The sequence below is a fragment of the Pseudomonas sp. QC2 genome, from assembly GCF_002859085.1.
Lineage (GTDB): Bacteria > Pseudomonadota > Gammaproteobacteria > Pseudomonadales > Pseudomonadaceae > Aquipseudomonas > Aquipseudomonas petroselini.
In genome coordinates, this window is the sequence record NZ_PKKS01000004.1 from 238273 (window position 1) to 264594 (window position 26322).

The window sequence follows — 26322 nt, forward strand, 5'->3', positions numbered from 1 at the left end:
TTGAAAAAGCCCCGATCATTCGGGGCTTTTTTGTGGGAAACGCTAAACGACAAGTTCAATGTTTCATAAACACTGTTTAACTTCATTCAAAATCCGAAGTATCAAGCTACAACTAAGCAAAGACCTACAACCGCAACTCAACGCATGGTTTATTTGATCTGTATTCCCGGCCAGTAAACTCTGCGTTTATGAATACATCAGGTGATCGTTTAAAAGCGCTACTGCGGGAAGTTCATCTTTCCGCCTCCGACTTCGCCAAAAACCGTGGTGTCACGCCTCAACACGTGAACAACTGGTTCAAGCGCGGTGTACCCATGGGTCGACTCAACGAGATCGCAGAACTGCTGTGCATCTCCAGCCGTTGGCTGCGCACCGGCGAAGGCCCCAAACACCCACCGGCCAACTTCCTGCTGGAAGGCCCGGACACCCGAAAAGGACTGCCCACCACCCGCGAAGGAAGCGGCAAATACCTCACAGGCCCCGCCTGTCTCCCGGAAAAAATCGACGTGGAGATCGACCTCCACCCTTCATTCACCTCAACTGAGCGCATCCGCGTCTCCCTGCACACCCTCCAGACCCTCACCGTAAACCCCGACCGCGCCTTGGGCGCCTACATGGTCGACAACAGCATGATCGACATCATCCAACAAGGCGCCACCCTCGCCATCGACCGAGGCCGCACCCAAATCATCGACGGCGAGATTTACGCGGTAGAGCACGACGGCATGCTGCGCATCAAATACCTCTACAACCGACCCGGTGGCGGCTTGCGCATGCGCAGCCACAATGCTGGCGAGCATCCCGACGAGTACCTGACTCATGAGCAACGTTTTGAGCAGAACGTCGAGATCCTGGGCTGGGTATTCTGGTGGTCCACACTGAACAACCGTCGCCCGCCCGTGCCGCTGGATGAGCATTTAATCGGCTGGGAAGGCTCTAAATCGGATCCGGAGGTGGGCATTTGAAATGAATGTGGGTATCATGCGCCGCACATTTGGCAGGGGGTGGCTTGACGCTATCCACCCTGCTCGGCGAAGCGGAGGAGTTCCCGCGGATGCCCCTACTATTCAGCCAGACGCGATGTGGGCTGAGCGATTTGAAGGCTGGTGAGGCTTGTCAAAAACAAGCTGAAGCAGTCCCCGAGAAGCCGGCCACAAGCCGGCTTTTTAATGCCTGCAATATTTATTATTAGTTAGTTGAGCAACTCACTACCACGACCGCCTGGCAAGCCAAGCCGGCATCGAATTGGATGCCCACACCACTCAAGGCTGATCCACTGGACAAACTTAGCGTTGAGATCCAACTGAATCAGTGTAACCGCAGCTTGGTTCATACCCTGGGTGTCGGTTGCAGGCTGGTCGATATTCAACATGTCGTTACCAGCGACACGAGCAGGAAACATGTCGCAAAAATACAAAAACAGCGACACGTTTTGCTCACATGCTTACACTGACGACATGAGAAAGGCGCTCACGAGAGCGGCCTAGCCGTTAATTGGACGACCTAGTGAGCGCACGCCCCGATGACTCAATCCCATTTTCCTTGGCAGGCCGATAAACCCTACAACCAGCTTCCGCCATTGCCGCCGACAACTGAGCTGGAAACCCGGGCAGTACTCAAACGCTGCATTGAAGCCCGTGCAGCCTTGGCCGAATTGAAACAAGCGGCCGAGCTGATCCCTAACAAAACGATGCTGATAAACACCATCCCGTTGCTGGAGGCCAAGGACAGTTCTGAGATCGAAAGCATCGTCACCACTACGGACTTGCTCTTCCAGCACGCTCAGGATGGCGCCAACCATGCAGACCCAGCGACCAAAGAGGCGTTGCGTTACCGCAAAGCTCTGCATAACGGCTACCAATCGTTGGCTGAGCGACCACTATCCACCGGTACGGCCGTAGAGATCTGTCGTACGCTCAAGGGCGTTAACATGGACATCCGCCGAGTCCCTGGCGTCCAATTGGCCAATGATCGTACCGGCGAAATCATCTATACCCCCCCAGAGGGTGAAGATCGCTTACGCGACTTGCTAGCCAACTGGGAATGTTTTCTACACAACGAGACCGACCTCGATCCTCTGGTACGAATGGCGGTGGGGCACTACCAGTTCGAAGCCATTCACCCGTTCACCGACGGCAATGGCCGTACTGGGCGGGTGCTCAATACCCTTTATTTGATTCAGGAAGGACTGTTGAATCTGCCGATTCTCTACCTGAGTCATTTCATCATTGCGCATAGAGCCGATTACTACCGACTACTACTTGATGTCACGCGCGAACAAGCCTGGGAGCCCTGGCTGCTGTACATGCTCACCGCCGTGGAAGAAACCGCTCGATGGACCACCGCCAAAATTGCTGCCATTCGCAGCCTATCCGAGCACACCAGCCAGTTTGTCCGTGAGCGCCTGCCAAAAACCTATTCCCGCGAATTAGTGGATGTGATTTTTGAACAGCCCTACTGCCGCATCAGCAACGTCGTCGACAAGCAGATCGCTCAACGCCAGGCCGCCTCTCGCTACCTCAAAGAATTGGTCTTTATTGGCGTTTTAGAAGAGGTTCAGATCGGCAAGGAAAAGCTCTTCATTCATCACAAGCTGATGCAGCTACTGATTCGCGACAGCAACGACTTCAGGCTATACGCCTGAGCTGTACTTAAAGATTGAATCGCCTGAACGTTGAAGGCTGAACAGGCGAAGTTGTCTTACTTAGGCTGCATACACTCCACAGCCCGATCCGCCACCATCTTCGCCATCTCCACCAAATGCATCACTGCCCTCTGCGGCGCAGCCAGCGGTTGCCCAAGCACCTGCGACGTAGCCACCGCACACTGCAGCAACTCCGCTACACGCACCCAGGCATCCTCGAAGCTCAGCTCTTCATTGACGGTAAATGGGTTGGTCGCTGCCGATGACGGCGAATCTGAAAAAAACTTATCCATAACAAAACCTCTAGCGGTAGGTGATTACCACCGTCCTTTCGCGACTAAACGAGCAGAGGTGGCGGCTGTACGCAGGTTAGTCGACCGGCCGCTAGGCACCGGCGCACCCGAAGGTGCCCTGCGCACAGCCACCATAAAGTGCAGGTAAGAAAACACCTGTCTTTTAGATGGCGCGTGCGCCTAGCGAAGTCCGGGCGACTAAACCCGATCACTGAATAGGCAGTGACAAACCGCAGCCTAGTCGCGGGATTTTGCTGGCGCAAGCGGCTGGGATTCTCTAGGAAACGTCCTGCAAATGAAAGGGATCGGTACTGCTGGCCATGCAAGCATTGTCTCCTATGAGTTGACTGTATTACCTATTTCACCCGATTTATCCCTCGCCACCCACCCATTAATCTATGCCCATGTTGAACGCAACGCCCTTCCCTACTTAAACAAAAAGGATTCAACCATGAGCACTGCAACCTACAACCGCTTGAACAAAGACGACGCCATCGTTCTGCTGGTCGACCACCAAACCGGCCTGATCTCCCTGGTCCAGGACTTCTCGCCCAACGAGTTCAAGAACAACGTGCTCGCCCTGGCCGACCTGGCCAAGTTTTTCAACCTGCCGACGATCCTCACCACTAGCTTCGAGCAAGGCCCCAACGGCCCGCTGGTACCGGAGCTGAAAGAGATGTTCCCGGATGCGCCGTACATCGCGCGCCCTGGTCAGATCAATGCGTGGGACAACGAAGACTTCGTCAAGGCGATCAAGGCCACCGGCCGTAAGCAGATCATCATTGCCGGTGTGGTCACGGATGTGTGCGTAGCGTTCCCGACATTGTCGGCGCTGGCGGAGGGGTTTGAGGTGTTTGTGGTGACCGACGCGTCGGGCACCTTCAACACCACGGTGCAGCAGGCGGCGTGGAGCCGGATGATGCAAGCCGGTGCGCAGTTGATGAACTGGTTTTCGGTAGCGTGTGAGTTGCAGGGCGACTGGCGCAACGATATCGAAGGCCTGGGGAATCTGTTGTCGCAACGTATTCCCAACTATCGTAACTTGATGAATGGTTACTCTGCGCTGACAGCGCGCAAGGACTGACGTAAACCGCTGCATACCGAAAGCCTGCCCTTAAAAGCAGGCTTTCGGCGTTTCAGCCGACGGGCAGGTGGGTGTCGATACGGCCAAGGGCCCGCAGATAGAGGTTCATCGTGGTGCCGGCGCCTGGGGCGGTTTGCACTTTGACCGTGCCTCCCGCGCGTTGGGCGAACTCCAATACCTGGGACAACCCAAGGCCGGTGCCTTTGCCCGCGCATTTGGTGGTGAAGAACGGCTCGAAGACCTGGGCAGCCAGTTCCTCGTGCATACCGGGGCCGTTGTCGGCGATGCTGAGCAGCAGGTAATTACCCGCAGCCAGCGCTTCGTCCTGCTCGACGCTGACCAGCCGTGAGCGGATGTGCACGCGGCCATTGCCGCCCAGGGCATCGCGGGCGTTGGCCAGCAGGTTGATCACCGCGGCGCTCAATTGTGCCTCTTCGCACAACACACCGGTGCCGGCAGCTGCCAGGTCGAGGGAGAGCTCGACCCCGTCCGAAACCGTCCGCAGCAACACGTCACGCATGCTTTCAAGGCGCTCATTGACGTCGATGCACATCAAGTTGGGGCTGTCGTGACGCACGCTGGTCAGCAGGTGATTGACCAGCAAACGGCCTTGATCCACCGCTTGCAGGCCGGCATCGCTGAAGCGCTCGACGTCGTCCGGGCGGCGCGCGCGCAATCGCACCATCTGCAAGCTGGCACTCAACGCTTGCAGGAGGTTGTTGAAGTCGTGGGCGATGCTGGCCGCCACCATGCCAAGCGACGAAACCCGCTTGGCATGGTGCATGAACTGTTCGGCCTGGCGCCCCAGCGCCTGCGCTTGAGCAAGTTCGTGTTCGAGGTGCCGGGCACGCAATTCCCGCTGTTCACTGAGCAGACGCAGTTGCAGCAACGAGGCGGTTTGCCGGGCCAGCGCCAACAAGGCATTGTGTTGCGCGACCGTCAGCGTGCGGGCCCGGGTATCGATGACACAGACCGTGCCCAGTGCAAAACCACGATCATCGCGAATCGGTGCGCCCGCGTAAAAGCGGATATACGGCGGCCCCAACACCAGCGCGCTGTGTTCGAAACGCGCGTCCAGGGCGGCGTCCTCGACCACCAGCACCTCATCGGGAGACAGGATGGCGTGCGCGCAAAACGCCAGGTCGCGGTGCGTCTCACGAACGTCGAGGCCTATACAAGCCTTAAACCACTGGCGCTCCTTGTCCACCAGCGATACCAACGCAATCGGTACGTCGCACAGGTTGGTTGCCAGCAACACAATGTCATCAAAACCAGGTTCAGGCGCGCTGTCTAGGATGCCCAGAGATTCCAGGGACCAGAGGCGCTCCTGCTCGTTGGCGGGGAGCGGGGCAGGAAGATGAGGCATCTGCATACGTCGCGGTCGGGTCCAGGGAAAAGAATGATGCTCGGCGAAGCACGGCGCAGCAAGGTAAATGAAGAGAACCTTATTTCCGTGTCTCAGTCAGGCAGCCTTCGAGGGTTGGTTGTGTTTTTTGGGCGCTCCGGCGGTAAACGGTGTGAATGAAGCCGTTGCTTAGAAGCACTGAGCGATTATTCGTTCCCAGCCTGGATGGGTGACTCTTTCTCTTGAACGGGAGCACCGTCACCGGCCAACTCACGCTCGATCTGTTCAATAGTAGGCAGGCTGGTTTGCAGTTCTGCCGGCAACGACACAAAGGCAAAGCCCGCACCCAGCTCCAACAGAAAATCGGTGACGTGCTTGATCAAGGCGCTCTCGATATCACGCTCATGCGCATCCGCAGTCAGGCTGAGAAAATCAAAGCGATAAGGATCTTTGAGGGACTCGCGCGCCAGATCGGATTGAGGCTTGGGCAGATGGCTCTCAAAATTGCTCACGCCATTGCCGCTGCGCTCCAGCAGGCGGGCCTCAATCTGGATGACCAGCACATTGCGCGACCAGTTGTGCTTGATTGCCTGGGAGGTATACCAGCGGCGGGTTTCGGGACCGGGGAGTTTGTCCAGCAGGACTAAATTATGCCCCCAGGGCAATTGTGCAGCAGCTTGTTGCACAAACTCCACATCTGGCCAAGCCTCCGCAAAAGCGCGCATGTACTTGAGATTACGCGGTGAAAACCCCCTCATCTCCGGGAAGGCGGCCCGCAGATCCTGCGCAAGGCGCTCAATGACCTTGGCGCCCCAGCCCTGCTTCGCCTGGCGGGTCAGGATATCGTTGCCGATCTGCCAGTAAAGCAGCACCAACTCGCGGTTTACCGCCAGCGTAGCGCGCTGCTGAGCGGTATGAATGCGACTTTTGAGATCGACCAGCCAATCGTGGTAACCCTCGGGGGCCGTGGTCACGCCAATCGATCGCTCTTTCATGCCTGGCTCACTCTCGTATTAGCAACGGGAGGAAGCCTAGCCAGGGGATTTTGCTCTCACAAGCGCTGGAGCCCGCATCAGGAAGGCGCTTGCGAAGGACTCGGAATCGTCCTACTGGCGATTAAAAATCGTCCCCTCTCGGCGTCAAATCTTGACTCTCCCCTATACGGCAGCCCCTACCCTGAGCCTCTTTTTTTCCAGGACACTCTCCGTGGCTCATCGCACCCTGCTCATCCTCGGCCACCCCTCTAGCACCAGTTTCTGTTCGGCCCTCGCAGACACCTACACCCAATCGGCGAAAAACGCCGGCCATGAGGTACGTGTGCTACGCCTGGGTGAACTCGTTTTCGACCCGGTGCTTCACAACGGCTACAGCGACATTCAAGCCTTGGAGCCCGATTTGCTCAGCGCCCAGTCCGACATCCTCTGGGCGACTCATCTGGTATTTGTTTTTCCGATCTGGTGGGGCGGTATCCCGGCGTTGATGAAGGGTTTCCTCGACCGCATCTTCCTACCCGGTTTTGCCTTCAAATACCGAGCGGGCAAGGCATTCCCTGACAAACTGTTGCAAGGACGCACCGCGCACTTGTTAGTGACCCTGGACACGCCCCCGTGGTATTACCGCTGGGTCTATCGCATGCCGGGCATTCACCAGATGCGTGCGACTACGCTGGCGTTTTGCGGCATCAAGCCAATCAAGACCTTGATGTTCGGGCCGATACTGGGGTCTACACCGGCGCAGCGGGCGAAGTGGCTGAAGCAGGCCGGCGGACTATTTGAAAAAGGGAGTTTTCATGTACATCGGCAAAGCCGCGCAGTTGGCGGGCACCACCATCAAGGCGATTCGTCACTATGAGGCGATCGGCCTGTTGCCGCCGCCGCAGCGCCAGGGTCAATACCGGGTGTATTCGGAGCAAAGCGTTGAGCTGCTGATGTTTATCAAGTGCGCGCAGCAATTGGGGTTCAAGCTCAAGGAGTTGCAGGAGATTCTTGCAGGCCACGTAGGCGATGTATTGCCCTGGGAGCGGGCGGATCAGGCAATCGCCGAGAAGAAACACGAATTGGCCACTCAGATTGCAGCACTGCAAAAGACGCAGGCAGGATTGCTTGCGTTCGAAGCCCAGCTAAAGGATGCAGAAGGCCGCTGCGCTCAACCGGCCACAACATCTGCCTGAGTGGAAGATGAGCCGAATAGGAGGCACAATCGGCTCACTACATGAGCCGAATAACGTTTTTATTCGGCTCACGCAACCAGGTACCTCCCATGGACCACCCGTTCTGGATCTGGCAACACCCCGACTGGCCGCACTTCCATTGACAACCAGGACGCTTGGCGGCCTTGCTACGTGAGTGCGGGCAAGCGCAAGGCAAGCTGCTGGGCATGCTCGGCACCGTCAGCCAGGCGGTTAACGCGCACAACAAGCTGGATGCGTTGCTGCAAAACATCCTGACCTCTTCGGCCATCGAGGGGGAACAGTTGAATGTGGGCTCGGTGCGCTCATCACTGGCACGGCGCCTGGGCCTGGAGCCGTTGAAGGACGCCAGCGTCAGCCGTCGCAGTGAAGGCTTGGCCGATCTTATGATGGACGCCACCGAGCAATACGCCCAGCCCTTTACCCTCGCCCGTCTTTTGAATTGGCATCATTGGCTGTTTCCAGCACCGGAAGCGGGTTATGCCGCACGTGCACTGAATGTTGGAGCATTGCGTGGCGATGAGCCGATGCAGGTGGTGTCGGGGCGGCTTGATCGGCCGATGGTGCAGTTCGAGGCACCGCCGCGCAAAGGCCTGGAGCAAGCGCTGGAAGACTTCCTCGAGTGGTTCGAAACCAGCCGGAATCAACCGGAACTGGACCCGCTGGTCCGCGCCGGCGTGGCGCATTTCTGGTTTGTCACGCTACACCCTTTCGATGACGGTAATGGTCGACTGACACGCACCATCACCGACTTGGCGTTGGCCCAGGGCGAACACCAGGCCATCCGCTTTTACGCCATGTCGGCCCGCATTCTTGAGGACCGCGCAGGCTATTACAAAGCGTTGGAGTCCAGCCAAAAAGCCACGCTGGATATTACCGACTGGCTGGAATGGTTCCTCAAGACCCTGCTGCGCAGCCTGCAGCAAGCCATGGTGCGGATTGACCGGGTATCGGACAAAAGCCGGTTCTGGCAGCAGCACCGCGACCTCGCGTTGTCTGCCGAACAGATCAAGGTGCTCAACCGCCTGCTCGATGGCGGTGAAAAGGGTTCTGAGCACGGTATCAGCGCGGCGCAGTACCAAGCAGTGGCAAAGGTGTCCAAGGCCACGGCGACGCGTCATCTGGCTGATTTGCTGGAAAAGAACTGCCTGGTCCGACTCCCCGGAGGCGGCCGCAGCACGCGGTATCAAGTCAATACAGCGAACAGGTGACACCCCCACTCATTTGCCCAGAATCCCCATGTCTGCTAGTGTCGCGCCGGTTTACCGTCTACCGGAATAGCCGCCATGGCCCGCAAAAAAGTTGCACTCGATTTCGAACAATCCCTCGCCGACCTGCAAACCTTGGTCGAGCGTCTGGAGAACGGTGAGTTGTCGCTGGAAGACTCGTTGACCGCGTTTGAGCAAGGCATCGGCCTGACCCGTGACTGCCAGAGCGCGCTCGCGCAGGCGGAGCAGAAGGTGCAAGTACTGCTGGAACGTGACGGGGAGTTGGCCGAAGAACCTTTCGATGCGGAACAGCCCGAATGATCGACGCGTATCAGGCCAGTAGCCAAGCCCGGGTCAATGCGGCATTGGAACCCTTGTTTGTTGCGCCAAGCCCGGAAATGAAGCGCCTCTATGAGGCCATGCGCTACAGCGTGATGAATGGCGGCAAGCGTGTGCGCCCGTTGCTGGCGTATGCGGCCTGTGAAGCACTCGGTGCGCCGGCCGAACAGGCGAACGGCGCGGCCTGCGCGGTCGAGCTGATTCACGCCTACTCCCTGGTGCATGACGATTTGCCGGCGATGGACGACGACGATTTGCGGCGCGGCCAACCCACCACCCACAAAGCCTTCGATGAAGCGTATGCGATCCTGGCCGGTGACGGTTTGCAGAGCCTGGCGTTCAGCGCGTTGCTGGACCCGGCGCTGAGCAGCGTCAATGCCGAGCTCCGCCTGCGCATGGTGACCGCACTCGCACACGCTGCGGGCCCGGCAGGCATGGTGGGCGGGCAGGCGATCGACATGGGTTCGGTCAGCCTCAAGCTGGACCAGCAAGCCCTCGAACACATGCACCGCCACAAGACCGGCGCCTTGATCGAAGCCGCCGTGCACTTGGGCGCGCTGGCCAGCGGGCGTGCTGAAGCGCCTCAATTGGCGGCGCTGAAGACCTACGCGCTGGCCATCGGCCTGGCGTTCCAGGTGCAGGACGACATTCTTGACGTAGAAAGTGACACCGCAACCCTGGGCAAACGCCAGGGCGCCGATATCGCACGGGACAAACCGACTTACCCTGCGCTGCTCGGGCTTGCTGCGGCCAAAGCCTATGCCTTGGAGCTGCGTGACCAGGCCCTGGACGCCCTGCGACCATTCGACGCGGCGGCCGAGCCACTGCGTGACCTGGCGCGGTATATCGTCGAACGCCGCCACTGACACGCGTGGCCTTTACGGCCGCATATCGGCCAAGTTCGGCGCTCTGCGTGGGCAGTTTGCGATGCTTGAGGTAAACTGCCGCCTCTTCTATACCTATAACGATTCGCCTGATGCCCACGACGTTTCAAGAGATTCCCCGCAAGCGCCCGTCCACGCCCCTGCTTGACCGTGCTGTCACGCCGGTCGGCCTGCGTCGACTGGGTGAAGCCGAGCTGGAAACCCTGGCCGATGAGTTGCGCCTGGAATTGCTCTACACGGTCGGCCAGACCGGTGGGCATTTTGGTGCCGGCCTGGGCGTCATCGAGCTAACCATCGCCCTGCATTACGTGTTCGACACCCCGGATGACCGGCTGGTGTGGGACGTGGGCCATCAGGCGTATCCGCACAAAATCCTCACGGGCCGCCGCGAGCAAATGGGCACCCTGCGCCAGAAGGACGGCATTGCCGCCTTCCCGCGCCGCGCCGAGAGCGAATACGACACCTTTGGCGTCGGCCACTCCAGCACCTCCATCAGTGCAGCGCTGGGCATGGCGATTGCCGCCCGCCTGCAGGGCAGCGATCGCAAGGCGATTGCCGTGATTGGTGACGGCGCGCTGACCGCCGGCATGGCCTTCGAAGCGCTGAACCATGCGCCGGAAGTGGACGCCAACATGCTGGTGATCCTCAACGACAACGACATGTCGATCTCGCGTAATGTCGGCGGCCTGTCCAATTACCTGGCAAAAATCCTCTCCAGCCGCACGTATGCAAGCATGCGTGAAGGCAGTAAGAAGGTGCTCTCGCGTCTGCCAGGTGCATGGGAAATTGCCCGGCGCACCGAAGAATATGCCAAGGGCATGCTGGTCCCGGGCACCCTGTTCGAAGAGTTGGGTTGGAACTACATCGGCCCGATCGACGGCCATGACTTGCCCACCCTGATCGCCACGCTGCGCAACATGCGTGACCTCAAGGGCCCGCAATTCCTGCATATCGTCACCAAAAAAGGCAAAGGCTTCGCCCCGGCGGAGGTCGACCCGATTGGTTACCACGCAATCACCAAGCTCGACCCACTGAACGCTCCCGCCGCTGCGCCGAAAAAGGCCAGCGGGCCGAAGTATTCCGGTGTGTTCGGCGAATGGCTGTGTGACATGGCCGCTGCCGACCCACGCCTGGTAGGCATTACCCCGGCGATGAAGGAAGGCTCCGACCTGGTGGCGTTCAGCGAGCGTTTCCCGCTGCGCTACTTCGACGTCGCGATTGCCGAGCAGCACGCGGTGACCTTCGCCGCCGGCATGGCCTGTGAAGGCGCCAAGCCGGTGGTGGCGATCTACTCGACGTTCCTGCAACGCGGTTACGACCAGTTGGTGCATGACGTCGCGGTGCAGAACCTCGACGTACTGTTCGCCATCGACCGCGCCGGCCTGGTGGGCGAAGACGGCCCGACTCACGCCGGCAGCTTCGACCTGTCCTACCTGCGCTGCATCCCCGGCATGCTGGTGATGACGCCGAGCGACGAGAACGAACTGCGCAAGATGCTCAGCACCGGCCACTTGTACAACGGCCCCGCCGCCGTGCGCTACCCGCGTGGCAATGGCCCGAATGCCGTGATCGAGAAGGACCTGGAGCCTATCGAGATCGGCAAGGGCATCGTGCGTCGCCAAGGCAGCAAGACCGCGTTCCTGGTGTTCGGCGTGCAATTGGCCGAAGCACTGAAGGTGGCCGAGAAGATCGACGCCACCGTGGTCGACATGCGCTTCGTCAAACCCCTGGATGAGGCCTTGGTGCGCGAGATCGCCGGCAGCCATGAACTGCTGGTGACCGTCGAAGAAAACGCCATCATGGGCGGCGCGGGTGCGGCGGTCAGCGAGTTCCTGGCGCGGGAGAATATCCTCAAGTCCGTGCTGCACCTGGGCTTGCCGGATGTGTATGTCGAACACGCCAAGCCGGCGCAGATGCTGGCGGAGTGTGGGTTGGATGAAGCGGGCATTGAAACCTCAGTACGCGAACGCATGACACTGCTGGCGCTGTAGAAACCGGCTCAACAGGTGGGAGGGGCTTGCCCTCTCCCACATGGTTTATGTATCACGTCTGAAGCTACGGACAGCCGATGAATCGCCTTCGCCTTGCTCTGCCCTTGCTGCTTCTCTGCGCCCCGGACCTGCTGGCCGACACCCGCGACGACACGCTGAAACTCCCCAACGTCGTCATCAGCGCCAACCGCCAGGTGCAGGCCCGCAACGACAGCAGCGCCGCCAACACGGTGTTCACCCGCGACGACATCGACCGCCTGCAGCCTACCCGCCTCACCGACCTCCTCAGCCGCGTGCCCGGTGTACAAGTCGCGCCCAGCGGTGGCCGTGGCAGCCTGCCGGGGATTTATATGCGTGGCACCAAATCCGCGCAAAGCCTGGTGCTGGTGGACGGCCAGCGCATCGCCAATACCACCTCCGGCGACAGCGGCCTGCAATACCTCAATGTCGACCAGATCGAACGGGTGGAAGTGCTGCGCGGCTCACGCTCGGTGATCTATGGCAGCGATGCGATTGGCGGGGTGATCCAGGTGTTTACCCGGCGCAACGCCGAGCCAGGCGTACAGCCGCGCTTGAAACTCGGGTTTGGCAGCCATCAGACCTGGGAGCGCAGCCTCGGCCTCTCCGGCGGCGACGAACAAACGCGTTTCAACCTGGGGGCGAGCCTGGATGACACCGCCGGGATCAACTCGACGCACACCTCATTCCCCAGCGATGGCGACCATGATGCCTACCGCAACCAGTCCCTCAGCCTGAACCTCAGCCATTCCTTCAGCGATGCGCTGGAGGCGGGTTTCAACCTGTTGGATAACCGTGGCAAATCGGAATACGACAACAGCTTCGGCCGCTACGACCTCGCCACCGGGCAAACAGTTGGGCAAAAGCCCTACACCGACTACGCCGTGAGCAGCGCCAGCGGCTATGTCGATGCCACGCTCAACGAGCACTGGCAATCGCGCCTGGAGCTGGGCCATAGCGAGAACCGCGATACCAAGCGCGACACCCTCAGCGATGACTTCAGCGTGTTCAACACCTACCGCGATTCGGTCAACTGGCAGAACGACCTGACGCTGAATGACCAGAACAGCCTGATACTTGGCGGCGACTGGTACGAAGATCGCATCCACGGCTCCACCACCTTCACCGAAAACAGTCGCTGGAACCGCGCCGCCTTCGTACAGCATCGCTTCCATGGCGAGTGGTTTTCCACCGAACTGGGGCTACGGCGCGACCAAAACCAGCAGTTCGGCGGGCAGAACAGCTGGAGCGGCACCGTGACAGTGCCGGTCAACCCGGACAACGACCTGCTGCTGACCTACAGCGAAGGCTTCCGCGCGCCGACCTTCAACGACCTGTACTACCCCGACACGCAGTACAGCAACCCCGACCTGCAGCCCGAAACCTCCAAGAGCTACGAGTTGCAATGGCGCAGTCAACTGAGCGACAGCACGCGCCTTGAAGCCTCGCTGTACCGCACCGACTTGAGCGATGCGATCATCCTCGACCGCTCCGGCAAGCCGCAGAACGTGGCGTCGGCGCGTATCAACGGCTTTGAGGCCGCACTCAAGCAGGAGCTGTTTGGCTGGCAAGGCAACCTTGGGTTGTCGCTCATCGACCCACGCGACCGCGACAGCGGCCACACGTTGGCCCGCCGGGCGCGGCGGACGTTGAACCTGGATCTGGATCGGCAATTCGACACGCTGGGGCTGGGCGCCAGCTGGCAGGCCATCAGCAGCAGCTATGACGATGAAGACAACACTCACCGCCTGGGCGGCTATGCCTTGCTTGGGTTGCGCAGCAGTTGGGCGTTGAATCGGCAAGTGGCGCTGTCGTTGAAGGTCGATAACCTGCTGGACAGGTCCTATGCGCGGGCGCGTTACAGCTATAACGACCCGGGCTTTTTAAACAATCAGGATTATCGCGAAGAGGGTCGGGTGTGGATGTTTGGGGTGACGTGGACGCCTGAGATCTGAGGTGCCTGCGGCGGCGGTATCACAGGTTCGGCGCAATCACCTGACACAACCGCCCCACCGCCTCCAACATCTGCCCACTGGGCCTCTCCAGGCCTTTGTCCGGCACTAACCGCACCCGCGCCGCCATCGTCGGCCAAACCTTCCAGGCCTCCTGCTGAGCCTGATCACCCACCAGGATCATCTCGGGATTACGCTGCAGCACCGACTCGATATTGACCTGCGGCGCAGGCAGCTTGAGGTCATCGAACACATTGCGTGCACCGCACACCGTCAGCGCATCGCTGATGATCTGCCCACCGCCCACGGTGTACAGCGGCTGATTCCAGACTTGGTAAAACACCCGCAGCGGCTCGGCACGCTGATAGCGCTGGCGCAGTTCGGCCAGGCGTTGGCGCAATTGCGCGGCCAGTTGCCGTCCGGCCTCAGGGCGATCCAATTGCTCGGCGATGGCCTGGACCTGAGTGGTGAGTTGTTCAAGGCTATGAGGTTCGGCGACGTACACCGGGATATTCAGGCGCTGCAACTGCTCACGCTGGGCGGGGCCGACACTGCCGGGCCAGAGCAGGATCAGGTCGGGCTTGAGGCTGAGCAGGCGCTCCATGTCCAACTGGCCGTAATGCCCCACCGACGGCACTTGCGCCAACGCCGCCGGGCGCTCGCCGCCGTCCAGCACGCCCACCAACAGATCGGCGGCGCCCAGTTCGACCACGATTTCAGAAAGCGACGGCGCCAGGCTCACGACCCGTTCGATCGCCAGCGCCTGGGCACTGAATGCCAGCAGCACCACCGCCAGCCAGTGACACCTCATCCCAGTTGACGGGGAATGCGATAGAGGTAGAACAGCACCACGGTCGACAGCGCCAGCAGGAACAGCGGCACCGCTTCCAGGCCGACGAACACCGACAACGCACCGATCCAGGCCGGCACGGCAGCGATCAGCAACGCCGTGCGCCGACGGGCCGCCAGGGTGATCCAGGCAGCGGGTTCTTCGGGAGTATCGAGGGCTTTGGAGGTGGCGATCAACGCATGTTTATAGCCGTTGAAATAACGCAGGCTGAGGAACATCGAGGCCACGCCGGCGATAAAGAAGGGCATGGCCAGCACGGGTAGCAGGGACTCGGCTTGGCCAAACACCAGGTTGATCACAAACAATGGGAGCAACGCCAGGGCCAGGTACTGCCACCAATTGAAGGATAGCCGCCGTTTCACCTGGCCACGGGTCACGCGCGGTCGACCTCGCCCTGGTGCTCGTTACCCATCATGTGGTCGAGCTTGCTGGCCTTGGTGGCCAGGTAGAGTTTGTTGTGCGGATTGTGTCCGGTGTGCAGCGGCACGCGCTCGGCGACCGTGATGCCCATCTCGGTCAAGGCTTTGACCTTGCGCGGGTTGTTGGTCATCAGGCGCAGGGAGTTGACGCCCAGGTGCTCCAGCATCGGCAGGCAGATCGCGTAGTCACGCTGGTCGGCGGCAAAGCCCAGGCGCTCGTTGGCCTCGACGGTATCGGCACCGCCATCTTGCAGCTCATAGGCGCGGATCTTGTTCATCAGGCCAATGCCACGGCCTTCCTGGCGCAAGTACAACAGCACGCCCCGGCCTTCACGGGCGATGGCCCGCATGGCTGCTTCCAGTTGCGAACCGCAGTCGCAACGCTGGCTGAACAGCGCATCGCCGGTCAGGCATTCGGAGTGCACCCGGCCCAGTACCGGCGCGCCATCAGCGATATCGCCCAGGCTAAGCACAACGTGCTCGCGCCCGGTGGCTTCTTCGAGAAAGCCGTTCATGGTGAACGTGGCAAAAGGGGTAGGCAGCTTGGAAGCAGCGACGAAAACGACGGGCACCGTGTGCTCCTGATTTCAGTTTTTACAAAGGCGGCCATTGTAACAGCAGGTTCCTACAGACGCTTAAGCTGAATTATCGCTGATAAAGATCAATCGGTTCGATTGGCCTTCGTCCTGGTTCTATGCAGGTTAGAAGGGATAGGCCTGGTGCCAGCGCTCGAAAATCGGTCTCAGCTCGCCGCTTTTTACTAACGCGTCCATACGCTGGTCGAACACGCCCGCCAACACCCGCCCTCGCTCGCTGTCGGTAAACCCGACGTAGAGCGGCAACTCAACGACAGGGGTGAGCTTAAACTGTGTGGGGTCTTTCGCCTGGCTGAGTACGAATTTGGACTCGGTGAGGGAGTCGATATAAAAGTCCGCTCTGCCGTGCTGGAGCATCGGCAGGATGCCATCGCGGCGTTCGATCTGGTTGAAACGCTGTACATTCGGCAAGTACGCCTCGAACTTGTAGCCGCGCACCCACGCCAGGCGGTAGTTGGCCAGCGTGGTCAGGGTCGGCGTGGGCGTGGTCGCCAGCCCCAGCGCATAAATGTGGTCGGAATCGTAGCGCCAATGCGGGTACACCACGCCTTTGACTTCGCCCGGATAGGAACCGACCCAGCCATCCACCTCACCGCGCTGGGCCAGGCCAACCGAGCGGGTGTAGGGCACAGAGCGGGTTTGCAGCTTGAACCCAGCGGGCTCAAATACCTGTCGCAATAAGTCCCAGGCCAGGCCGCTGCCATCGGCATTGGTGTAGTCATCCCAGGCCTCACTGGCCAGCGACACTTTACCGGGAGCCACCGCGGCCTCCTGTGCCTGCGCCAAGGGGGCGACGCAACACAGCAGAACACTCAGCCAGCGGCGCACATCCATAATGATGACCTCCTACAGGTTTTGCATCCGTATGAGGCTATAGGGTAGCGCAGGTCGCCCGGTTACGGCGCCTCGCGAAAGTGTTGATAGCCACGAATGGCTGGGGTGATGTCCTGCCCGTCTGCGTCGAGTAGGGTTACGCCCTGCCCCGGCTCGACCCGGCCGATCACATGGATCGGCAACCCATCGGCCAGCAGTGGTGCCAGTTCGGCGGGCGGCAGGGTGAACGCCAGCACGTAGTCGTCCCCCCCGCTCAGGGCCGCCACCCGCGCTTCGTCATCACCGACGAACGCCAGCAGCGCCGTGGACAACGGCAAACGCTGGCGCTCAATCAACAGGCTGACCTGTGATGCCGTGGCGATATGCCCGCAATCGGCCAGGAGCCCATCGGAAATATCCATCGCCGACGTGGCCTTGCCGCGCAGCGCCAGCCCCAGAGCCAACTGCGGTTGCGGCGACCAGTAATGAGCCAGTAACGGATCGGCGATCGCCGCATCGGCGCTGCGCTGGCCCAATACCAGCGGCAAGGCGCCGGCGGCGTTGCCCAGTTCGCCGCCGACACACAGCAGGTCGCCCGGTCGCGCGCCGCTGCGGGTCAAGGCTTGCCCGGCCGGCACACGACCCAACACGGTCAAGGTCAGGCTCAGGGGGCCACGCGTGGTATCGCCGCCCACTAACCCCACGCCGCAACGTTGCGCCATGGCATTCAACCCTTGGGCATAGCGTTGCAGCCAATCGGCATCGACCGTCGGTGTGGTAAGGGCAAGGGTAAACGCGAGGGGATGGGCGCCCATGGCGGCCAGGTCACTCACCGCCACGGCCAACGAGCGCTGGCCGAGCAGGAAGGGGTCGCAGGGGTCGGCAAAATGCACCCCGGCCACCAGTGTATCGGTGGAGATTGCCAACTGCTCCCCAGTGGGGAGCGCCAGCAAGGCGCAGTCATCGCCGATCCCCAGGGCAATCCCCTCGCCGCCTTGCGCACAAGGCGCGGCGGCGAAGTAGTTGCGGATCAGCTCAAACTCGCCCATTCAGGTTTCAAGCGCGATTCAGCGCTTGTACGCCTTCACTTCGGCTTCACGCAGGCGTGGTGCCAGCTTGTCGAGCACGCCGTTGACGAACTTGTGGCCGTCGGTCGAACCGTAGACTTTCGCCAGTTCGATACCTTCGTTGATCACCACGCGGTACGGCACGTCAACGCGATACAGCAGCTCCCAGGCGGACAGGCGCATCACGCACAGCTCAACCGGGTCCAGCTCGTCGATGGTCAGGTCCAGGCATGGCGCCAGGGCTGCATCGATCTCGGTCAGGTGGGCATGCACACCGTGCAGGATGTCGTGGAAGTACGGCAGGTCGGCGAAGGTGAAATCGTTGTCGACGCGAAACTGTGCCTCGATTTCGTTCAACGAAGCGCCCGCCATCTGACGCTGATACAGCGCCTGGGTCGCCAACTGCCGAGCAGCGCGACGCTTCTCGTTCTTGGATGGCTTGCCGGCATCGGCTGGGCGTGGGTCACGCGGGTTGAAGTTGTCGCTCTCGTCGGAAATCACTTGGCCTCCAACTGCGACAGCAGGCTGACCATTTCCAGCGCGGACAGGGCAGCTTCAGCGCCTTTGTTACCAGCCTTGGTGCCGGAGCGCTCGATGGCTTGCTCGATGGAATCAACGGTCAGTACGCCGAAAGCGACCGGTACGCCGAACTCCATGGACACCTGGGCCAGGCCCTTGGTGCATTCGCCGGCCACGTATTCGAAGTGCGGGGTACCGCCACGAATGACCGCGCCCAGGGCGATGATCGCCGCGTATTCACCCTGCTGGGCAACTTTTTGCGCAACCAGTGGAATTTCGAAGGCGCCAGGGGCACGGATGATGGTGATGTCGCTCTCGCTCACACCGTGGCGAACCAGGGCGTCCACGGCACCGCTTACCAGGCTTTCAACCACGAAGCTGTTGAAGCGGCCGACCACCAGGGCGTAGCGGCCTTTGGGGGCGATGAAGGTACCTTCGATGGTCTTCAGGGTCATTCGACAAATCTCTTAAAGAGCCGGGACGCGTGTATGACGCGTCCCTTAGTGATATTTGAACCGCGAACAAAGGGCGAAAACCGCCAGCCTTTATTCGGAGGGCACGTATTCTACTACTTCCAAGTCGAAACCGGATATCGCATTAAATTTCATCGGTGCGCTCATCAGGCGCATTTTGCGCACGCCCAGGTCCCGCAGGATCTGCGAACCGGCACCGACGATGCTGTAGGTGGTCGGCTTTTTCACCGGCGCGTGGTCAGCCGTTTCGCGGATATGCGCCAGCAAGACGTCGCCGTCCACCGGGTTGCCGAGCAGCAGCACCACACCGCTGCCCGCCTCGGACACCGCGGACATCGCGGCGCGCAGGCTCCAGCGGCCCGGCTGCTTGACCATCAGCAGGTCACGCAGCGGGTCCATGTTGTGCACGCGCACCAGGGTCGGCTCTTCGGCGCAAATGGTGCCCAGGGTGAGGGCCATGTGCACGTCGCCTTCCACTGAATCACGGTAGGTAACCAAATTGAATTGGCCCAGTTCGCTGTCGAGTGGCTGCTCGGCAATCCGCTGAACGGTACGTTCGTGGATCATCCGGTAGTGAATCAGGTCGGCAATGGTGCCCACCTTGATGTTGTGTTCGGCGGCAAAGGCTTCAAGTTCGGCACGGCGAGCCATGGTGCCGTCGTCGTTCATCACTTCGCAGATCACGCCGCTTGGCTCGAAACCGGCCATGCGTGCCAGGTCGCAGGCGGCTTCGGTGTGGCCGGCGCGGGCCAGGGTGCCGCCCGGTTGGGCCATCAGCGGGAAAATGTGGCCTGGGCTGACGATGTCTTCGGCCTTGGCGTCTTTGGCGGCGGCGGCTTGCACCGTGCGCGCGCGGTCAGCGGCAGAAATACCGGTGGTCACGCCGGTAGTCGCTTCAATCGACACGGTGAACTTGGTACCAAAACCCGACCCATTGCGCGGCGCCATCAATGGCAGCTTGAGCAACTCGCAACGCTCGCGGCTCATGGGCATGCAGATCAGCCCACGGGCATGCTTGGCCATGAAGTTGATGTGCTCAGCCTGGCAGGCCTCGGCGGCCATGATGATGTCGCCTTCGTTCTCGCGGTCTTCGTCATCCATCAGGATGACCATCTTGCCTTGGCGGATGTCTTCAACCAGTTCTTCGATACTATTGAGCGCCACAGGGCACCCCCTTGGTCAGGATTTCAGGTAGCCATTAGCGGCCAGAAAACTTTCGGTGATGTTCCCGGATGTTGGCTCTGCGGCCTTATCGCCCATCAACAGGCGCTCCAGGTAACGGGCAAGCAAGTCGACTTCCAGGTTCACCCGGCGACCCGGCTGGTACGAGGCCATGATCGTTTCGCTGAGGGTGTGGGGAATGATGGTCAGTTCGAATTCGGCGCCGTTCACGGCGTTCACGGTCAGGCTGGTGCCATCGACAGTGATCGAGCCTTTGTGGGCGATGTATTTGGCCAGCTCTTTGGGCGCGCGGATACGAAATTCCACGGCCCGCGCATTTTCGCTGCGGGCGACCACTTCGCCGACGCCGTCGACGTGGCCGCTGACCAGGTGACCGCCCAGGCGGGTGGTCGGGGTCAGGGCTTTTTCCAAGTTGACCGGGCTGCCGGCCTTGAGATCGTTCATCGCGGTGCAGTCCAGGGTTTCCCGGCTGACGTCGGCGGCAAAACCGTTGCCCGGCAGTTCGATGACGGTCAGGCACACGCCGCTGACCGCAATGCTGTCGCCCAGTTTGACGTCGCCGAGGTCGAGCTTGCCGGTTTCAACCAGCAGGCGCACGTCGCCGCCTTTGGGGGTCATTGCACGGATGCTGCCGATGGATTCGATAATGCCGGTGAACATTTCGTTCTCCTGAAAACGAGGGGCTGACGCTCAAGCGCAGGCCGGGAATTATACGCTCGCTGCTGGCACAGGGATGGCAGTGACCCGCCAGTCGTCGCCTACAGCGCGCATTTCAGTGATCTTGAGTTGGGGGGCGTCGGCCAGTTTATCAAGCGGCCAATCCAGCAAAGGCCGGGCGGCGGAGCCGAGGAACTTGCCTGCGACGAATATCACGTATTCGTCTACCAGGCCTTGTTGGGCAAACGCACCCGCCAGGCTTGGACCGGCTTCCACCAGCACGTCGTTGACGCCACGCGCAGCCAGCGCGACCAGTGCCGAGCGCAAGTCGACCTGGCCTTCGACACCCGGCACCACCAGGCACTCAGGGCCACGGGGGAACTGATTTTCGGCGGTCACGCAGGTGATGACCAACGCCGGGCCGGCCTTGAAGAACGGCGCGTTGAGCGGCACTCGCAGGCGGCCGTCGATCAGCACGCGCAATGGCGGGCGCGACATGGCCAGGGCGGTGGTGGCGTCATCCAGGCCGAGTTCGGCGGCGCGCACGGTCAGGCGCGCACCGTCGGCCAGCACCGTATCGGCGCCGGTCAGCACCACGCTGGCCTCGGCGCGCAGGCGCTGTACGGCAGCGCGGGCGGCGGGGCCGGTGATCCATTGGCTTTCGCCGCTGGCCATCGCGGTGCGGCCGTCCAGGCTCATCGCCAGCTTGACCCGCACAAACGGCAGGCCCTGCTCCATGCGCTTGAGGAACCCTCTGTTGAGGGCCCGCGCTTCACTTTCCAACACACCGCTGCGCACGTCGATCCCGGCCTGGGCCAGGCGCTGCATGCCGCGCCCGGCGACTTCCGGGTTAGGGTCCTGCATCGCCGCGACCACCCGCGCCAACCCGGCACTCACCAGCGCATCGGCGCACGGCGGGGTGTGCCCATAGTGGCTGCAAGGTTCGAGGGTCACATAGGCGGTGGCGCCGCGCGCCTTGTCACCGGCAGCGCGCAGGGCATGAACTTCGGCATGGGGCTCGCCGGTGCGCACGTGCCAGCCTTCGCCGACGACCTGCCCATCGCGCACAATCACGCAGCCCACCCGAGGGTTGGGGTGGGTGGTGTACAGACCCTTGCGCGCCAGTTCGAGGGCGCGGGCCATGTAATGGGCGTCGAGCACAGCTTGTTCGGCAGAGGGTGAATTCATTCTTTGGCAGGCTCACGGGCCAGGCGGTCGATCTCTTCGCGGAACTCATTGAGGTCCTGGAAGCGTCGATACACCGAGGCGAAACGGATATAGGCAACTTCGTCGAGCTTTTGCAGCTCGCCCATTACCAGTTCTCCAACCACCAGGCTCTTGACCTCGCGCTCGCCGGTCGCACGCAGCTTGTGCTTGATATGCACCAGCGCCGCCTCCAGCCGCTCGACACTCACCGGGCGTTTTTCCAGGGCGCGCTGCATACCGGCGCGCAGTTTTTCTTCGTCGAAGGGTTGGCGGCTGCCGTCGGACTTGATCAGCCGTGGCAACACCAGTTCGGCGGTTTCGAAGGTGGTGAAACGTTCACCGCAGCCAGAGGCCAGGCATTCGCGCCGGCGACGCACTTGATCGCCCTCGGCGACCAGACGCGAGTCAATGACCTTGGTGTCGTTGGCACCGCAGAAGGGACAGTGCATGGTGGGCAGGCAACAAATAAAGGGAGGGCCATGGTAGCGCATCCCCGTGGCAAGACAAGCCATAGCCTTTACGGTATATAGGCTGGCTATTATGTTTCATATTTTTCAAGCCACGGATTTTGTCCTTTCTGGAGCCGTACATGCAGTTACGACCACTTGTTTTGCTCACCCTGTTCAGTGTCCTGGTCGCCTGCAGCAGCGAAGCCCCCAAGCCTGCCGCCCCTCAACCGGCACCGGCGCAAGAGAAAAAAGTCCCCGGCATTGAAGACACCGGTCCCCTGCCCGCCTACCAGCGTGAAATCAGCGGCAGCCTGACCAACGTGCCGGCCGGCGCTGAAGTCGAGATGGCGTTGCTGGTGATCGACGACCGTTCGCGTCCGCAACAACTGCTGGCCAGCAGTGTGCTGACCGGCAATGGCCAGCCCCTGGCCTTCCGCCTGCGCTACAACCCCGAAGCCTTCCCCGCCGGTGCGCGGGTTGAACTGCGCGGCCGCGCCAGCCAGTCCGGCCAGCTGATCCTGCACCTGCCCGCCGTGCGCATCACCCAGGCGATCACCCAGAGCACCGGCCCCCTGCAACTCGTCAAGGCACCATGACGCCACCGTTGGACCTGCAAGCGGCGCTGAGCGAACTGATCGGCGACGCACAGCTGGTGCCCTGCCCGTTGCCGGGCACCGAGCTGTCGTTGTGGCTGCTGGATGCCGACAACATGGACCGCGCCTTCAGCCCCGAAGAAACCCGCCGCATCCTGCATGAACCGCCCTACTGGAGTTTTTGCTGGGCCAGCGGCCTGGCGCTGGCGCGCTACCTGGCGGCGAACCCTACGTGGGTCGCGGGCAAGCGCGTGCTGGACTTCGGCGCGGGTTCCGGCGTGGCCGCGATTGCAGCGGTCAAGGCTGGCGCACGGGAAGTGGTGGCCTGCGACCTGGACCCACTGGCCTTGGCGTCATGCCGGGCGAATGCCGAGCTTAACGGTGTAGAACTGGGCTACTCCGCCGATTTTTTCGCCGAAGCCGACCGCTTCGACCTGATCTTGGTCGCCGATGTGCTCTACGACCGGGCGAACCTGCCGCTGCTGGACCAGTTCCTCACCCGAGGCCGCGAAGCGTTGGTGGCGGATTCGCGCGTGAGGGACTTCCAGCACCCGGATTACCAGCGGCTGGAGATCCTTGATGCGCTGACATTGCCGGACCTGGCCGAGCCTTGGGAGTTTCGCAAGGTGAGTCTTTACCACTCGCGGCGCTCTTGAAAGCATCCCTCCTGTAGTGAGCGGGCTTGCCCCGCGCCGGGTGGCGGAGCCGCCCCAAAACAGGCGACTAAATTCTGTCTGGAAGGTTGCGGTGACCGGATTGGGGCGGCTTCGCCACCCAGCGCGGGGCAAGCCCGCTCACTACAGTGGCAGGCATCACGCGTTTGAACTCCAAGCCGCTTCCGGTAGCCAGCGCCAGCCCTTATAGTTGCCTCATTCCCGCTTTATTCGAGACGCCCCATGAGTGAACCCACGCCGTATATCTTCGACGTCACCACCGCCAATTTCGACCAGGCCGTGATCCAGAACTCCTTCGAAAAACCCGTGCTGGTGGATTTCTGGGCCGAGTGGTGCGCGCCATGCAAGGCGTTGATGCCGATGCTGGCGAAGGTTGCCGAGAGTTATCAGGGCGAGTTGCTGCTGGCCAAGGTCGATTGCGAGGCCGAGCAGGACATCGTTGCGCGGTTTGGCATTCAGAGCCTGCCGACGGTGGTGCTGTTCAAGGATGGCCAGCCGGTGGATGGGTTCGCCGGAGCGCAGCCGGAGTCGGCGGTGCGGGCGATGCTCGAGCCGCATGTGCAGATGCCGCCACCGGCGGCGGCGGATCCGTTGGAGCAGGCCCAGGCACTGTTTGCCGAAGGTCGCATCAGCGATGCTGAAGCCGTGCTGGTGACGCTGCTGGGCGAAGACAACACTAACGCCGCGGCGTTGATCCTGTACGCCCGCTGCCTGGCCGAACGCGGTGAATTGGGTGAAGCCCAGACCGTGCTGGACGCGGTGAAGAGCGACGATCACAAAGCCGCCCTCGCCGGGGCCAAGGCGCAGATCACCTTCCTGCGCCAGGCTGCCGACCTGCCGGACGCCGCCGACTTGAAAAGCCGCCTGGCGCAAAACCCGCAGGACGACGAAGCGGCCTATCAGTTGGCGATCCAGCAACTGGCGCGCCAACAGTACGACGCGGCGCTGGAAGGTTTGCTCAAGCTGTTTATCCGCAACCGCAGCTACAGCGAAGGCCTGCCGCACAAGACCTTGCTGCAGGTGTTCGAACTGCTGGGCAACGACCACCCGCTGGTGACCGTGTACCGCCGCAAGTTGTTCGCCGCGCTGTACTAATCGCCGACCCAGCTGTACAGCGGCGTATCCCCGCCGCTGGCAACCTTCACCTGGGCGCTGTGGCGCAGGCGTACCAACAGGCGCTTGCCCGCCGAGGCGTCGCCGGCCAGGCCTTCCAACTGGTCAAGCAACTCCAGGCCACTGAGCTGTCCGGCCTTGCGCAACAGCGCCTGGGCGCCCTGCCACAGCTCATCATTGTGTTTGACCGGAGCCACGGGCGCGGCGGCCGGGCTGGCGACGGGCGTAGCCTGCAAGTGCGCGCCCAGCCGTGCCCAATCGCCGTCATCCAGTTCCAGGGTCAAGTCCACCGGCAGGTCGCCGACCGTTCCACGAATTCGCAACATCGTCCTTACTCCTGCATTTTTCCGACAAGCATGCTCCCATGCGGCTTGCGCAACGCCAAGCGGGCGGTCAAACTCTCGGCCAATTGTTATAAGATCACATAACAAAACTTTCATGTTCTGGAGTCTTCTCATGCGCCGTTTGTTGCTTGCTTTGCCGTTTGCCCTGCTGCCATTGGCGGTTGCCCATGCTCATGACGACCACGACCATGAACACGGCAGCCTCGGCGCCCACGAGCATGGCGTCGGCCGCCTCAACGCAGTGCTCGACGGCCAGGCCCTGGAGCTTGAGTTGGACAGCCCGGCAATGAACCTGGTGGGTTTCGAACACCTGGCCACCACCCCGGCGGACAAAGCCAAGGTCGCCGCCGCGCGCAAGCAACTGGAGAACCCCGTCGCCCTGTTCAACCTGCCTAAGGCTGCCGGTTGCGTGGTCAGCACCCAGGAGCTCAACAGCCCGCTGTTCGGCGATAAACCCGAAGCCGACCATGACGACGATGATGACGACGCCAAAGACGGCGCCCACGAACACCCTCACGACCACAGCGAAATCCACGCCCACTACCAGTTCAACTGTGCCACACCGGCGGCCCTGAGCACTCTTGACCTGACCCAGGTGTTCAAGACCTTCCCCGCCACCCAGAAAATTCAGGTACAACTGATCGGCCCGAGCGGCCAGCAAGGTGTTGAAGCGACGGCCACCGCAGCCACCCTGAAGTTCTGAGTCCCCATGACCCACGCATTGATCGAACTGTCTGACCTGGGCTTCAACTGGCCTGGGCACCCACAGTTGCTGGACATCCCCGCGTTCCGCCTGGAAGCGGGGGAAACCCTGTTTCTCAAAGGCCCGAGCGGCAGTGGCAAAACCACACTGCTGGGCCTGCTCGGCGGCGTGCAGAAACCCAGCCGAGGCAGCATCCGCCTGCTCGGCCAGGAGCTGACTGAGCTCTCGGCCGGTGCCCGCGACCGTTTCCGCGTCGACCACACCGGCTACATCTTCCAGCAGTTCAACCTGCTGCCGTTCCTGTCGGTGCGCGAGAACGTCGAATTGCCGTGCCACTTTTCCACGCTGCGCGCGCAACGAGCAAAACAGCGCCACGGCAGTGTCGACCAGGCCGTCGCTGCGTTGCTCGCGCACCTGGGTTTGAAAGACAAAGACCTGCTCGAAAGGCGTGCCGACTCGCTGTCCATCGGCCAGCAACAACGGGTGGCCGCCGCCCGTGCGTTGATCGGCCAGCCGGAACTGGTGATCGCCGACGAGCCTACCTCGGCCCTGGACTACGACGCCCGCGAAGCCTTCCTGCAACTGCTGTTCGCCGAATGCCGCGAAGCGGGCGCCAGCCTGTTGTTTGTCAGCCATGACCAGAGCCTGGCTTCGCTGTTCGACCGCAACCTGTCGCTGGCCGAACTCAATCGCGCCGCCACGCCCGCAGAGGTTTGAG

General features: G+C 61.5%; 30 protein-coding genes and 1 pseudogene. 15 read left to right on the forward strand and 16 right to left on the reverse strand.

Features of this window, described 5'->3' with window-relative positions; all coding sequences use genetic code 11:
* The first annotated feature begins 188 nt into the window (after positions 1-188).
* Positions 189-965 carry a S24 family peptidase gene (locus QCBJ_RS04945; protein ID WP_015886088.1) on the forward strand — a complete coding sequence of 259 codons (777 nt, stop codon included), beginning with the start codon at positions 189-191 and terminating at the stop codon, positions 963-965.
* Positions 966-1192: 227 nt separating this feature from the next.
* On the opposite strand, the gene QCBJ_RS04955 is transcribed toward QCBJ_RS04945, so the two are convergent.
* Positions 1193-1429 carry a hypothetical protein gene (locus QCBJ_RS04955; protein WP_102060244.1) on the reverse strand — a complete coding sequence of 79 codons (237 nt, stop codon included), beginning with the start codon at positions 1427-1429 and terminating at the stop codon, positions 1193-1195.
* 93 nt (positions 1430-1522) lie between these two features.
* Here QCBJ_RS04955 and fic point away from each other — a divergent pair, with 93 nt between their 5' ends.
* Positions 1523-2644: a protein adenylyltransferase Fic gene (fic, locus tag QCBJ_RS04960; RefSeq protein WP_102060245.1), complete on the forward strand. Its 1122-nt coding sequence runs from the start codon at positions 1523-1525 to the stop codon at positions 2642-2644.
* Positions 2645-2700: 56 nt separating this feature from the next.
* On the opposite strand, the gene QCBJ_RS04965 is transcribed toward fic, so the two are convergent.
* Positions 2701-2937: a DUF6124 family protein gene (locus QCBJ_RS04965; RefSeq protein WP_043205969.1), complete on the reverse strand. Its 237-nt coding sequence runs from the start codon at positions 2935-2937 to the stop codon at positions 2701-2703.
* 451 nt (positions 2938-3388) lie between these two features.
* Between QCBJ_RS04965 and ycaC the strand changes: the two genes are divergently transcribed.
* Positions 3389-4021, forward strand: coding sequence for an isochorismate family cysteine hydrolase YcaC (gene ycaC, locus QCBJ_RS04970; protein WP_102060246.1), 633 nt, complete (start codon positions 3389-3391; stop codon positions 4019-4021).
* Positions 4022-4073: 52 nt separating this feature from the next.
* On the opposite strand, the gene QCBJ_RS04975 is transcribed toward ycaC, so the two are convergent.
* Positions 4074-5387, reverse strand: a complete 1314-nt coding sequence (locus QCBJ_RS04975) for a sensor histidine kinase (protein WP_163825761.1) — start codon at positions 5385-5387, stop codon at positions 4074-4076.
* A gap of 185 nt (positions 5388-5572) precedes the next feature.
* Complete coding sequence (locus QCBJ_RS04980) at positions 5573-6361, reverse strand: PDDEXK nuclease domain-containing protein (RefSeq protein WP_102060248.1); 789 nt, start codon at positions 6359-6361, stop codon at positions 5573-5575.
* Positions 6362-6572: 211 nt separating this feature from the next.
* On the opposite strand from QCBJ_RS04980, the gene QCBJ_RS04985 reads away from it, so the two are divergent.
* The 7 genes and pseudogenes from QCBJ_RS04985 (at position 6573) to QCBJ_RS05015 (ending at position 13949) form a co-directional block, all read left to right on the forward strand.
* Complete coding sequence (locus tag QCBJ_RS04985) at positions 6573-7217, forward strand: NAD(P)H-dependent oxidoreductase (protein ID WP_102060249.1); 645 nt, start codon at positions 6573-6575, stop codon at positions 7215-7217.
* Positions 7156-7536: a MerR family transcriptional regulator gene (locus tag QCBJ_RS04990; RefSeq protein WP_015886094.1), complete on the forward strand. Its 381-nt coding sequence runs from the start codon at positions 7156-7158 to the stop codon at positions 7534-7536. Before QCBJ_RS04985 ends, QCBJ_RS04990 begins: the two co-directional genes overlap by 62 nt.
* An 89-nt stretch (positions 7537-7625) precedes the next feature.
* Positions 7626-8765, forward strand: a pseudogene (locus QCBJ_RS04995) (Fic family protein).
* A 75-nt stretch (positions 8766-8840) separates the two neighbouring features.
* Positions 8841-9083: an exodeoxyribonuclease VII small subunit gene (locus tag QCBJ_RS05000; protein ID WP_003176346.1), complete on the forward strand. Its 243-nt coding sequence runs from the start codon at positions 8841-8843 to the stop codon at positions 9081-9083.
* The gene (ispA, locus tag QCBJ_RS05005) at positions 9080-9967 is read left to right on the forward strand and encodes a (2E,6E)-farnesyl diphosphate synthase (RefSeq protein ID WP_046035700.1); all 888 of its coding nucleotides are present in this window, start codon (positions 9080-9082) and stop codon (positions 9965-9967) included. The genes QCBJ_RS05000 and ispA overlap by 4 nt, the downstream gene beginning before the upstream one ends.
* A gap of 110 nt (positions 9968-10077) precedes the next feature.
* Complete coding sequence (gene dxs, locus QCBJ_RS05010; RefSeq protein ID WP_102060250.1) at positions 10078-11976, forward strand: 1-deoxy-D-xylulose-5-phosphate synthase; 1899 nt, start codon at positions 10078-10080, stop codon at positions 11974-11976.
* Positions 11977-12053: 77 nt separating this feature from the next.
* The gene (locus tag QCBJ_RS05015) at positions 12054-13949 is read left to right on the forward strand and encodes a TonB-dependent receptor domain-containing protein (RefSeq protein WP_102060251.1); all 1896 of its coding nucleotides are present in this window, start codon (positions 12054-12056) and stop codon (positions 13947-13949) included.
* A 19-nt stretch (positions 13950-13968) separates the two neighbouring features.
* Here QCBJ_RS05015 and QCBJ_RS05020 read toward each other — a convergent pair whose 3' ends face one another.
* The 11 genes from QCBJ_RS05020 to nrdR form a co-directional block, all read right to left on the reverse strand.
* Positions 13969-14757 carry a cobalamin-binding protein gene (locus QCBJ_RS05020; RefSeq protein WP_015886099.1) on the reverse strand — a complete coding sequence of 263 codons (789 nt, stop codon included), beginning with the start codon at positions 14755-14757 and terminating at the stop codon, positions 13969-13971.
* Positions 14754-15173, reverse strand: coding sequence for a nuclear FMR1 interacting 1 family protein (locus QCBJ_RS05025; protein WP_015886100.1), 420 nt, complete (start codon positions 15171-15173; stop codon positions 14754-14756). Before QCBJ_RS05025 ends, QCBJ_RS05020 begins: the two co-directional genes overlap by 4 nt.
* Positions 15170-15787: a GTP cyclohydrolase II gene (gene ribA, locus QCBJ_RS05030; protein WP_046035696.1), complete on the reverse strand. Its 618-nt coding sequence runs from the start codon at positions 15785-15787 to the stop codon at positions 15170-15172. The genes QCBJ_RS05025 and ribA overlap by 4 nt, the downstream gene beginning before the upstream one ends.
* 129 nt (positions 15788-15916) lie before the next feature.
* Complete coding sequence (locus QCBJ_RS05035) at positions 15917-16645, reverse strand: transporter substrate-binding domain-containing protein (protein ID WP_102060252.1); 729 nt, start codon at positions 16643-16645, stop codon at positions 15917-15919.
* Between the two features lie 62 nt (positions 16646-16707).
* Positions 16708-17673 carry a thiamine-phosphate kinase gene (gene thiL / locus QCBJ_RS05040; RefSeq protein ID WP_015886103.1) on the reverse strand — a complete coding sequence of 322 codons (966 nt, stop codon included), beginning with the start codon at positions 17671-17673 and terminating at the stop codon, positions 16708-16710.
* A gap of 18 nt (positions 17674-17691) precedes the next feature.
* Positions 17692-18192 carry a transcription antitermination factor NusB gene (gene nusB, locus QCBJ_RS05045; protein WP_093544197.1) on the reverse strand — a complete coding sequence of 167 codons (501 nt, stop codon included), beginning with the start codon at positions 18190-18192 and terminating at the stop codon, positions 17692-17694.
* Positions 18189-18665 (reverse strand): 6,7-dimethyl-8-ribityllumazine synthase, encoded by a 477-nt coding sequence (ribE, locus tag QCBJ_RS05050; protein ID WP_003176356.1) that lies wholly within the window; start codon positions 18663-18665, stop codon positions 18189-18191. The genes nusB and ribE overlap by 4 nt, the downstream gene beginning before the upstream one ends.
* A 90-nt stretch (positions 18666-18755) precedes the next feature.
* Positions 18756-19847: a bifunctional 3,4-dihydroxy-2-butanone-4-phosphate synthase/GTP cyclohydrolase II gene (ribBA, locus tag QCBJ_RS05055; protein ID WP_015886105.1), complete on the reverse strand. Its 1092-nt coding sequence runs from the start codon at positions 19845-19847 to the stop codon at positions 18756-18758.
* A gap of 15 nt (positions 19848-19862) precedes the next feature.
* Entirely contained in the window at positions 19863-20525 is a 663-nt protein-coding gene (locus QCBJ_RS05060) for a riboflavin synthase (RefSeq protein ID WP_015886106.1), read from the reverse strand.
* Between the two features lie 48 nt (positions 20526-20573).
* Positions 20574-21710, reverse strand: a complete 1137-nt coding sequence (ribD, locus tag QCBJ_RS05065; RefSeq protein WP_043205972.1) for a bifunctional diaminohydroxyphosphoribosylaminopyrimidine deaminase/5-amino-6-(5-phosphoribosylamino)uracil reductase RibD — start codon at positions 21708-21710, stop codon at positions 20574-20576.
* Positions 21707-22177: a transcriptional regulator NrdR gene (gene nrdR, locus QCBJ_RS05070; protein ID WP_015886108.1), complete on the reverse strand. Its 471-nt coding sequence runs from the start codon at positions 22175-22177 to the stop codon at positions 21707-21709. The genes ribD and nrdR overlap by 4 nt, the downstream gene beginning before the upstream one ends.
* Positions 22178-22317: 140 nt before the next feature.
* On the opposite strand from nrdR, the gene QCBJ_RS05075 reads away from it, so the two are divergent.
* The 3 genes from QCBJ_RS05075 (at position 22318) to trxA (ending at position 24539) form a co-directional block, all read left to right on the forward strand.
* Positions 22318-22773 carry a YbaY family lipoprotein gene (locus tag QCBJ_RS05075; protein WP_015886109.1) on the forward strand — a complete coding sequence of 152 codons (456 nt, stop codon included), beginning with the start codon at positions 22318-22320 and terminating at the stop codon, positions 22771-22773.
* Positions 22770-23426 (forward strand): methyltransferase, encoded by a 657-nt coding sequence (locus QCBJ_RS05080; protein ID WP_102060253.1) that lies wholly within the window; start codon positions 22770-22772, stop codon positions 23424-23426. Before QCBJ_RS05075 ends, QCBJ_RS05080 begins: the two co-directional genes overlap by 4 nt.
* A 240-nt stretch (positions 23427-23666) precedes the next feature.
* Positions 23667-24539, forward strand: coding sequence for a thioredoxin (trxA, locus tag QCBJ_RS05085; protein WP_015886111.1), 873 nt, complete (start codon positions 23667-23669; stop codon positions 24537-24539).
* On the opposite strand, the gene QCBJ_RS05090 is transcribed toward trxA, so the two are convergent.
* Positions 24536-24883 (reverse strand): hypothetical protein, encoded by a 348-nt coding sequence (locus QCBJ_RS05090; protein WP_015886112.1) that lies wholly within the window; start codon positions 24881-24883, stop codon positions 24536-24538. The two genes, trxA and QCBJ_RS05090, sit on opposite strands and share 4 nt — an antisense overlap.
* Positions 24884-25013: 130 nt before the next feature.
* Between QCBJ_RS05090 and QCBJ_RS05095 the strand changes: the two genes are divergently transcribed.
* Together QCBJ_RS05095 and QCBJ_RS05100 are read left to right on the forward strand one after the other, a co-directional pair.
* Complete coding sequence (locus QCBJ_RS05095) at positions 25014-25604, forward strand: DUF2796 domain-containing protein (RefSeq protein ID WP_102060254.1); 591 nt, start codon at positions 25014-25016, stop codon at positions 25602-25604.
* A 6-nt stretch (positions 25605-25610) separates the two neighbouring features.
* Positions 25611-26321 (forward strand): ABC transporter ATP-binding protein, encoded by a 711-nt coding sequence (locus tag QCBJ_RS05100; protein ID WP_102060255.1) that lies wholly within the window; start codon positions 25611-25613, stop codon positions 26319-26321.
* The last annotated feature ends 1 nt before the right edge of the window (position 26322 follow it).

Excerpts from the sequence above, each read along its gene's own strand:
- QCBJ_RS04945 (WP_015886088.1), top strand. The coding sequence starts at position 189 with ATGAATACATCAGGTGATCGTTTAAAAGCGCTACTGCGGGAAGTTCAT.
- fic (WP_102060245.1), top strand. The coding sequence starts at position 1,523 with ATGACTCAATCCCATTTTCCTTGGCAGGCCGATAAACCCTACAACCAG.
- QCBJ_RS04965 (WP_043205969.1), bottom strand. The coding sequence starts at position 2,937 with ATGGATAAGTTTTTTTCAGATTCGCCGTCATCGGCAGCGACCAACCCA.
- ycaC (WP_102060246.1), top strand. The coding sequence starts at position 3,389 with ATGAGCACTGCAACCTACAACCGCTTGAACAAAGACGACGCCATCGTT.
- QCBJ_RS04975 (WP_163825761.1), bottom strand. The coding sequence starts at position 5,387 with ATGCCTCATCTTCCTGCCCCGCTCCCCGCCAACGAGCAGGAGCGCCTC.
- QCBJ_RS04980 (WP_102060248.1), bottom strand. The coding sequence starts at position 6,361 with ATGAAAGAGCGATCGATTGGCGTGACCACGGCCCCCGAGGGTTACCAC.
- QCBJ_RS04990 (WP_015886094.1), top strand. The coding sequence starts at position 7,156 with ATGTACATCGGCAAAGCCGCGCAGTTGGCGGGCACCACCATCAAGGCG.
- QCBJ_RS05000 (WP_003176346.1), top strand. The coding sequence starts at position 8,841 with ATGGCCCGCAAAAAAGTTGCACTCGATTTCGAACAATCCCTCGCCGAC.
- ispA (WP_046035700.1), top strand. The coding sequence starts at position 9,080 with ATGATCGACGCGTATCAGGCCAGTAGCCAAGCCCGGGTCAATGCGGCA.
- dxs (WP_102060250.1), top strand. The coding sequence starts at position 10,078 with ATGCCCACGACGTTTCAAGAGATTCCCCGCAAGCGCCCGTCCACGCCC.
- QCBJ_RS05015 (WP_102060251.1), top strand. The coding sequence starts at position 12,054 with ATGAATCGCCTTCGCCTTGCTCTGCCCTTGCTGCTTCTCTGCGCCCCG.
- QCBJ_RS05020 (WP_015886099.1), bottom strand. The coding sequence starts at position 14,757 with ATGAGGTGTCACTGGCTGGCGGTGGTGCTGCTGGCATTCAGTGCCCAG.
- QCBJ_RS05035 (WP_102060252.1), bottom strand. The coding sequence starts at position 16,645 with ATGGATGTGCGCCGCTGGCTGAGTGTTCTGCTGTGTTGCGTCGCCCCC.
- thiL (WP_015886103.1), bottom strand. The coding sequence starts at position 17,673 with ATGGGCGAGTTTGAGCTGATCCGCAACTACTTCGCCGCCGCGCCTTGT.
- ribE (WP_003176356.1), bottom strand. The coding sequence starts at position 18,665 with ATGACCCTGAAGACCATCGAAGGTACCTTCATCGCCCCCAAAGGCCGC.
- QCBJ_RS05060 (WP_015886106.1), bottom strand. The coding sequence starts at position 20,525 with ATGTTCACCGGCATTATCGAATCCATCGGCAGCATCCGTGCAATGACC.
- ribD (WP_043205972.1), bottom strand. The coding sequence starts at position 21,710 with ATGAATTCACCCTCTGCCGAACAAGCTGTGCTCGACGCCCATTACATG.
- nrdR (WP_015886108.1), bottom strand. The coding sequence starts at position 22,177 with ATGCACTGTCCCTTCTGCGGTGCCAACGACACCAAGGTCATTGACTCG.
- QCBJ_RS05075 (WP_015886109.1), top strand. The coding sequence starts at position 22,318 with ATGCAGTTACGACCACTTGTTTTGCTCACCCTGTTCAGTGTCCTGGTC.
- QCBJ_RS05080 (WP_102060253.1), top strand. The coding sequence starts at position 22,770 with ATGACGCCACCGTTGGACCTGCAAGCGGCGCTGAGCGAACTGATCGGC.
- trxA (WP_015886111.1), top strand. The coding sequence starts at position 23,667 with ATGAGTGAACCCACGCCGTATATCTTCGACGTCACCACCGCCAATTTC.
- QCBJ_RS05090 (WP_015886112.1), bottom strand. The coding sequence starts at position 24,883 with ATGTTGCGAATTCGTGGAACGGTCGGCGACCTGCCGGTGGACTTGACC.
- QCBJ_RS05095 (WP_102060254.1), top strand. The coding sequence starts at position 25,014 with ATGCGCCGTTTGTTGCTTGCTTTGCCGTTTGCCCTGCTGCCATTGGCG.
- QCBJ_RS05100 (WP_102060255.1), top strand. The coding sequence starts at position 25,611 with ATGACCCACGCATTGATCGAACTGTCTGACCTGGGCTTCAACTGGCCT.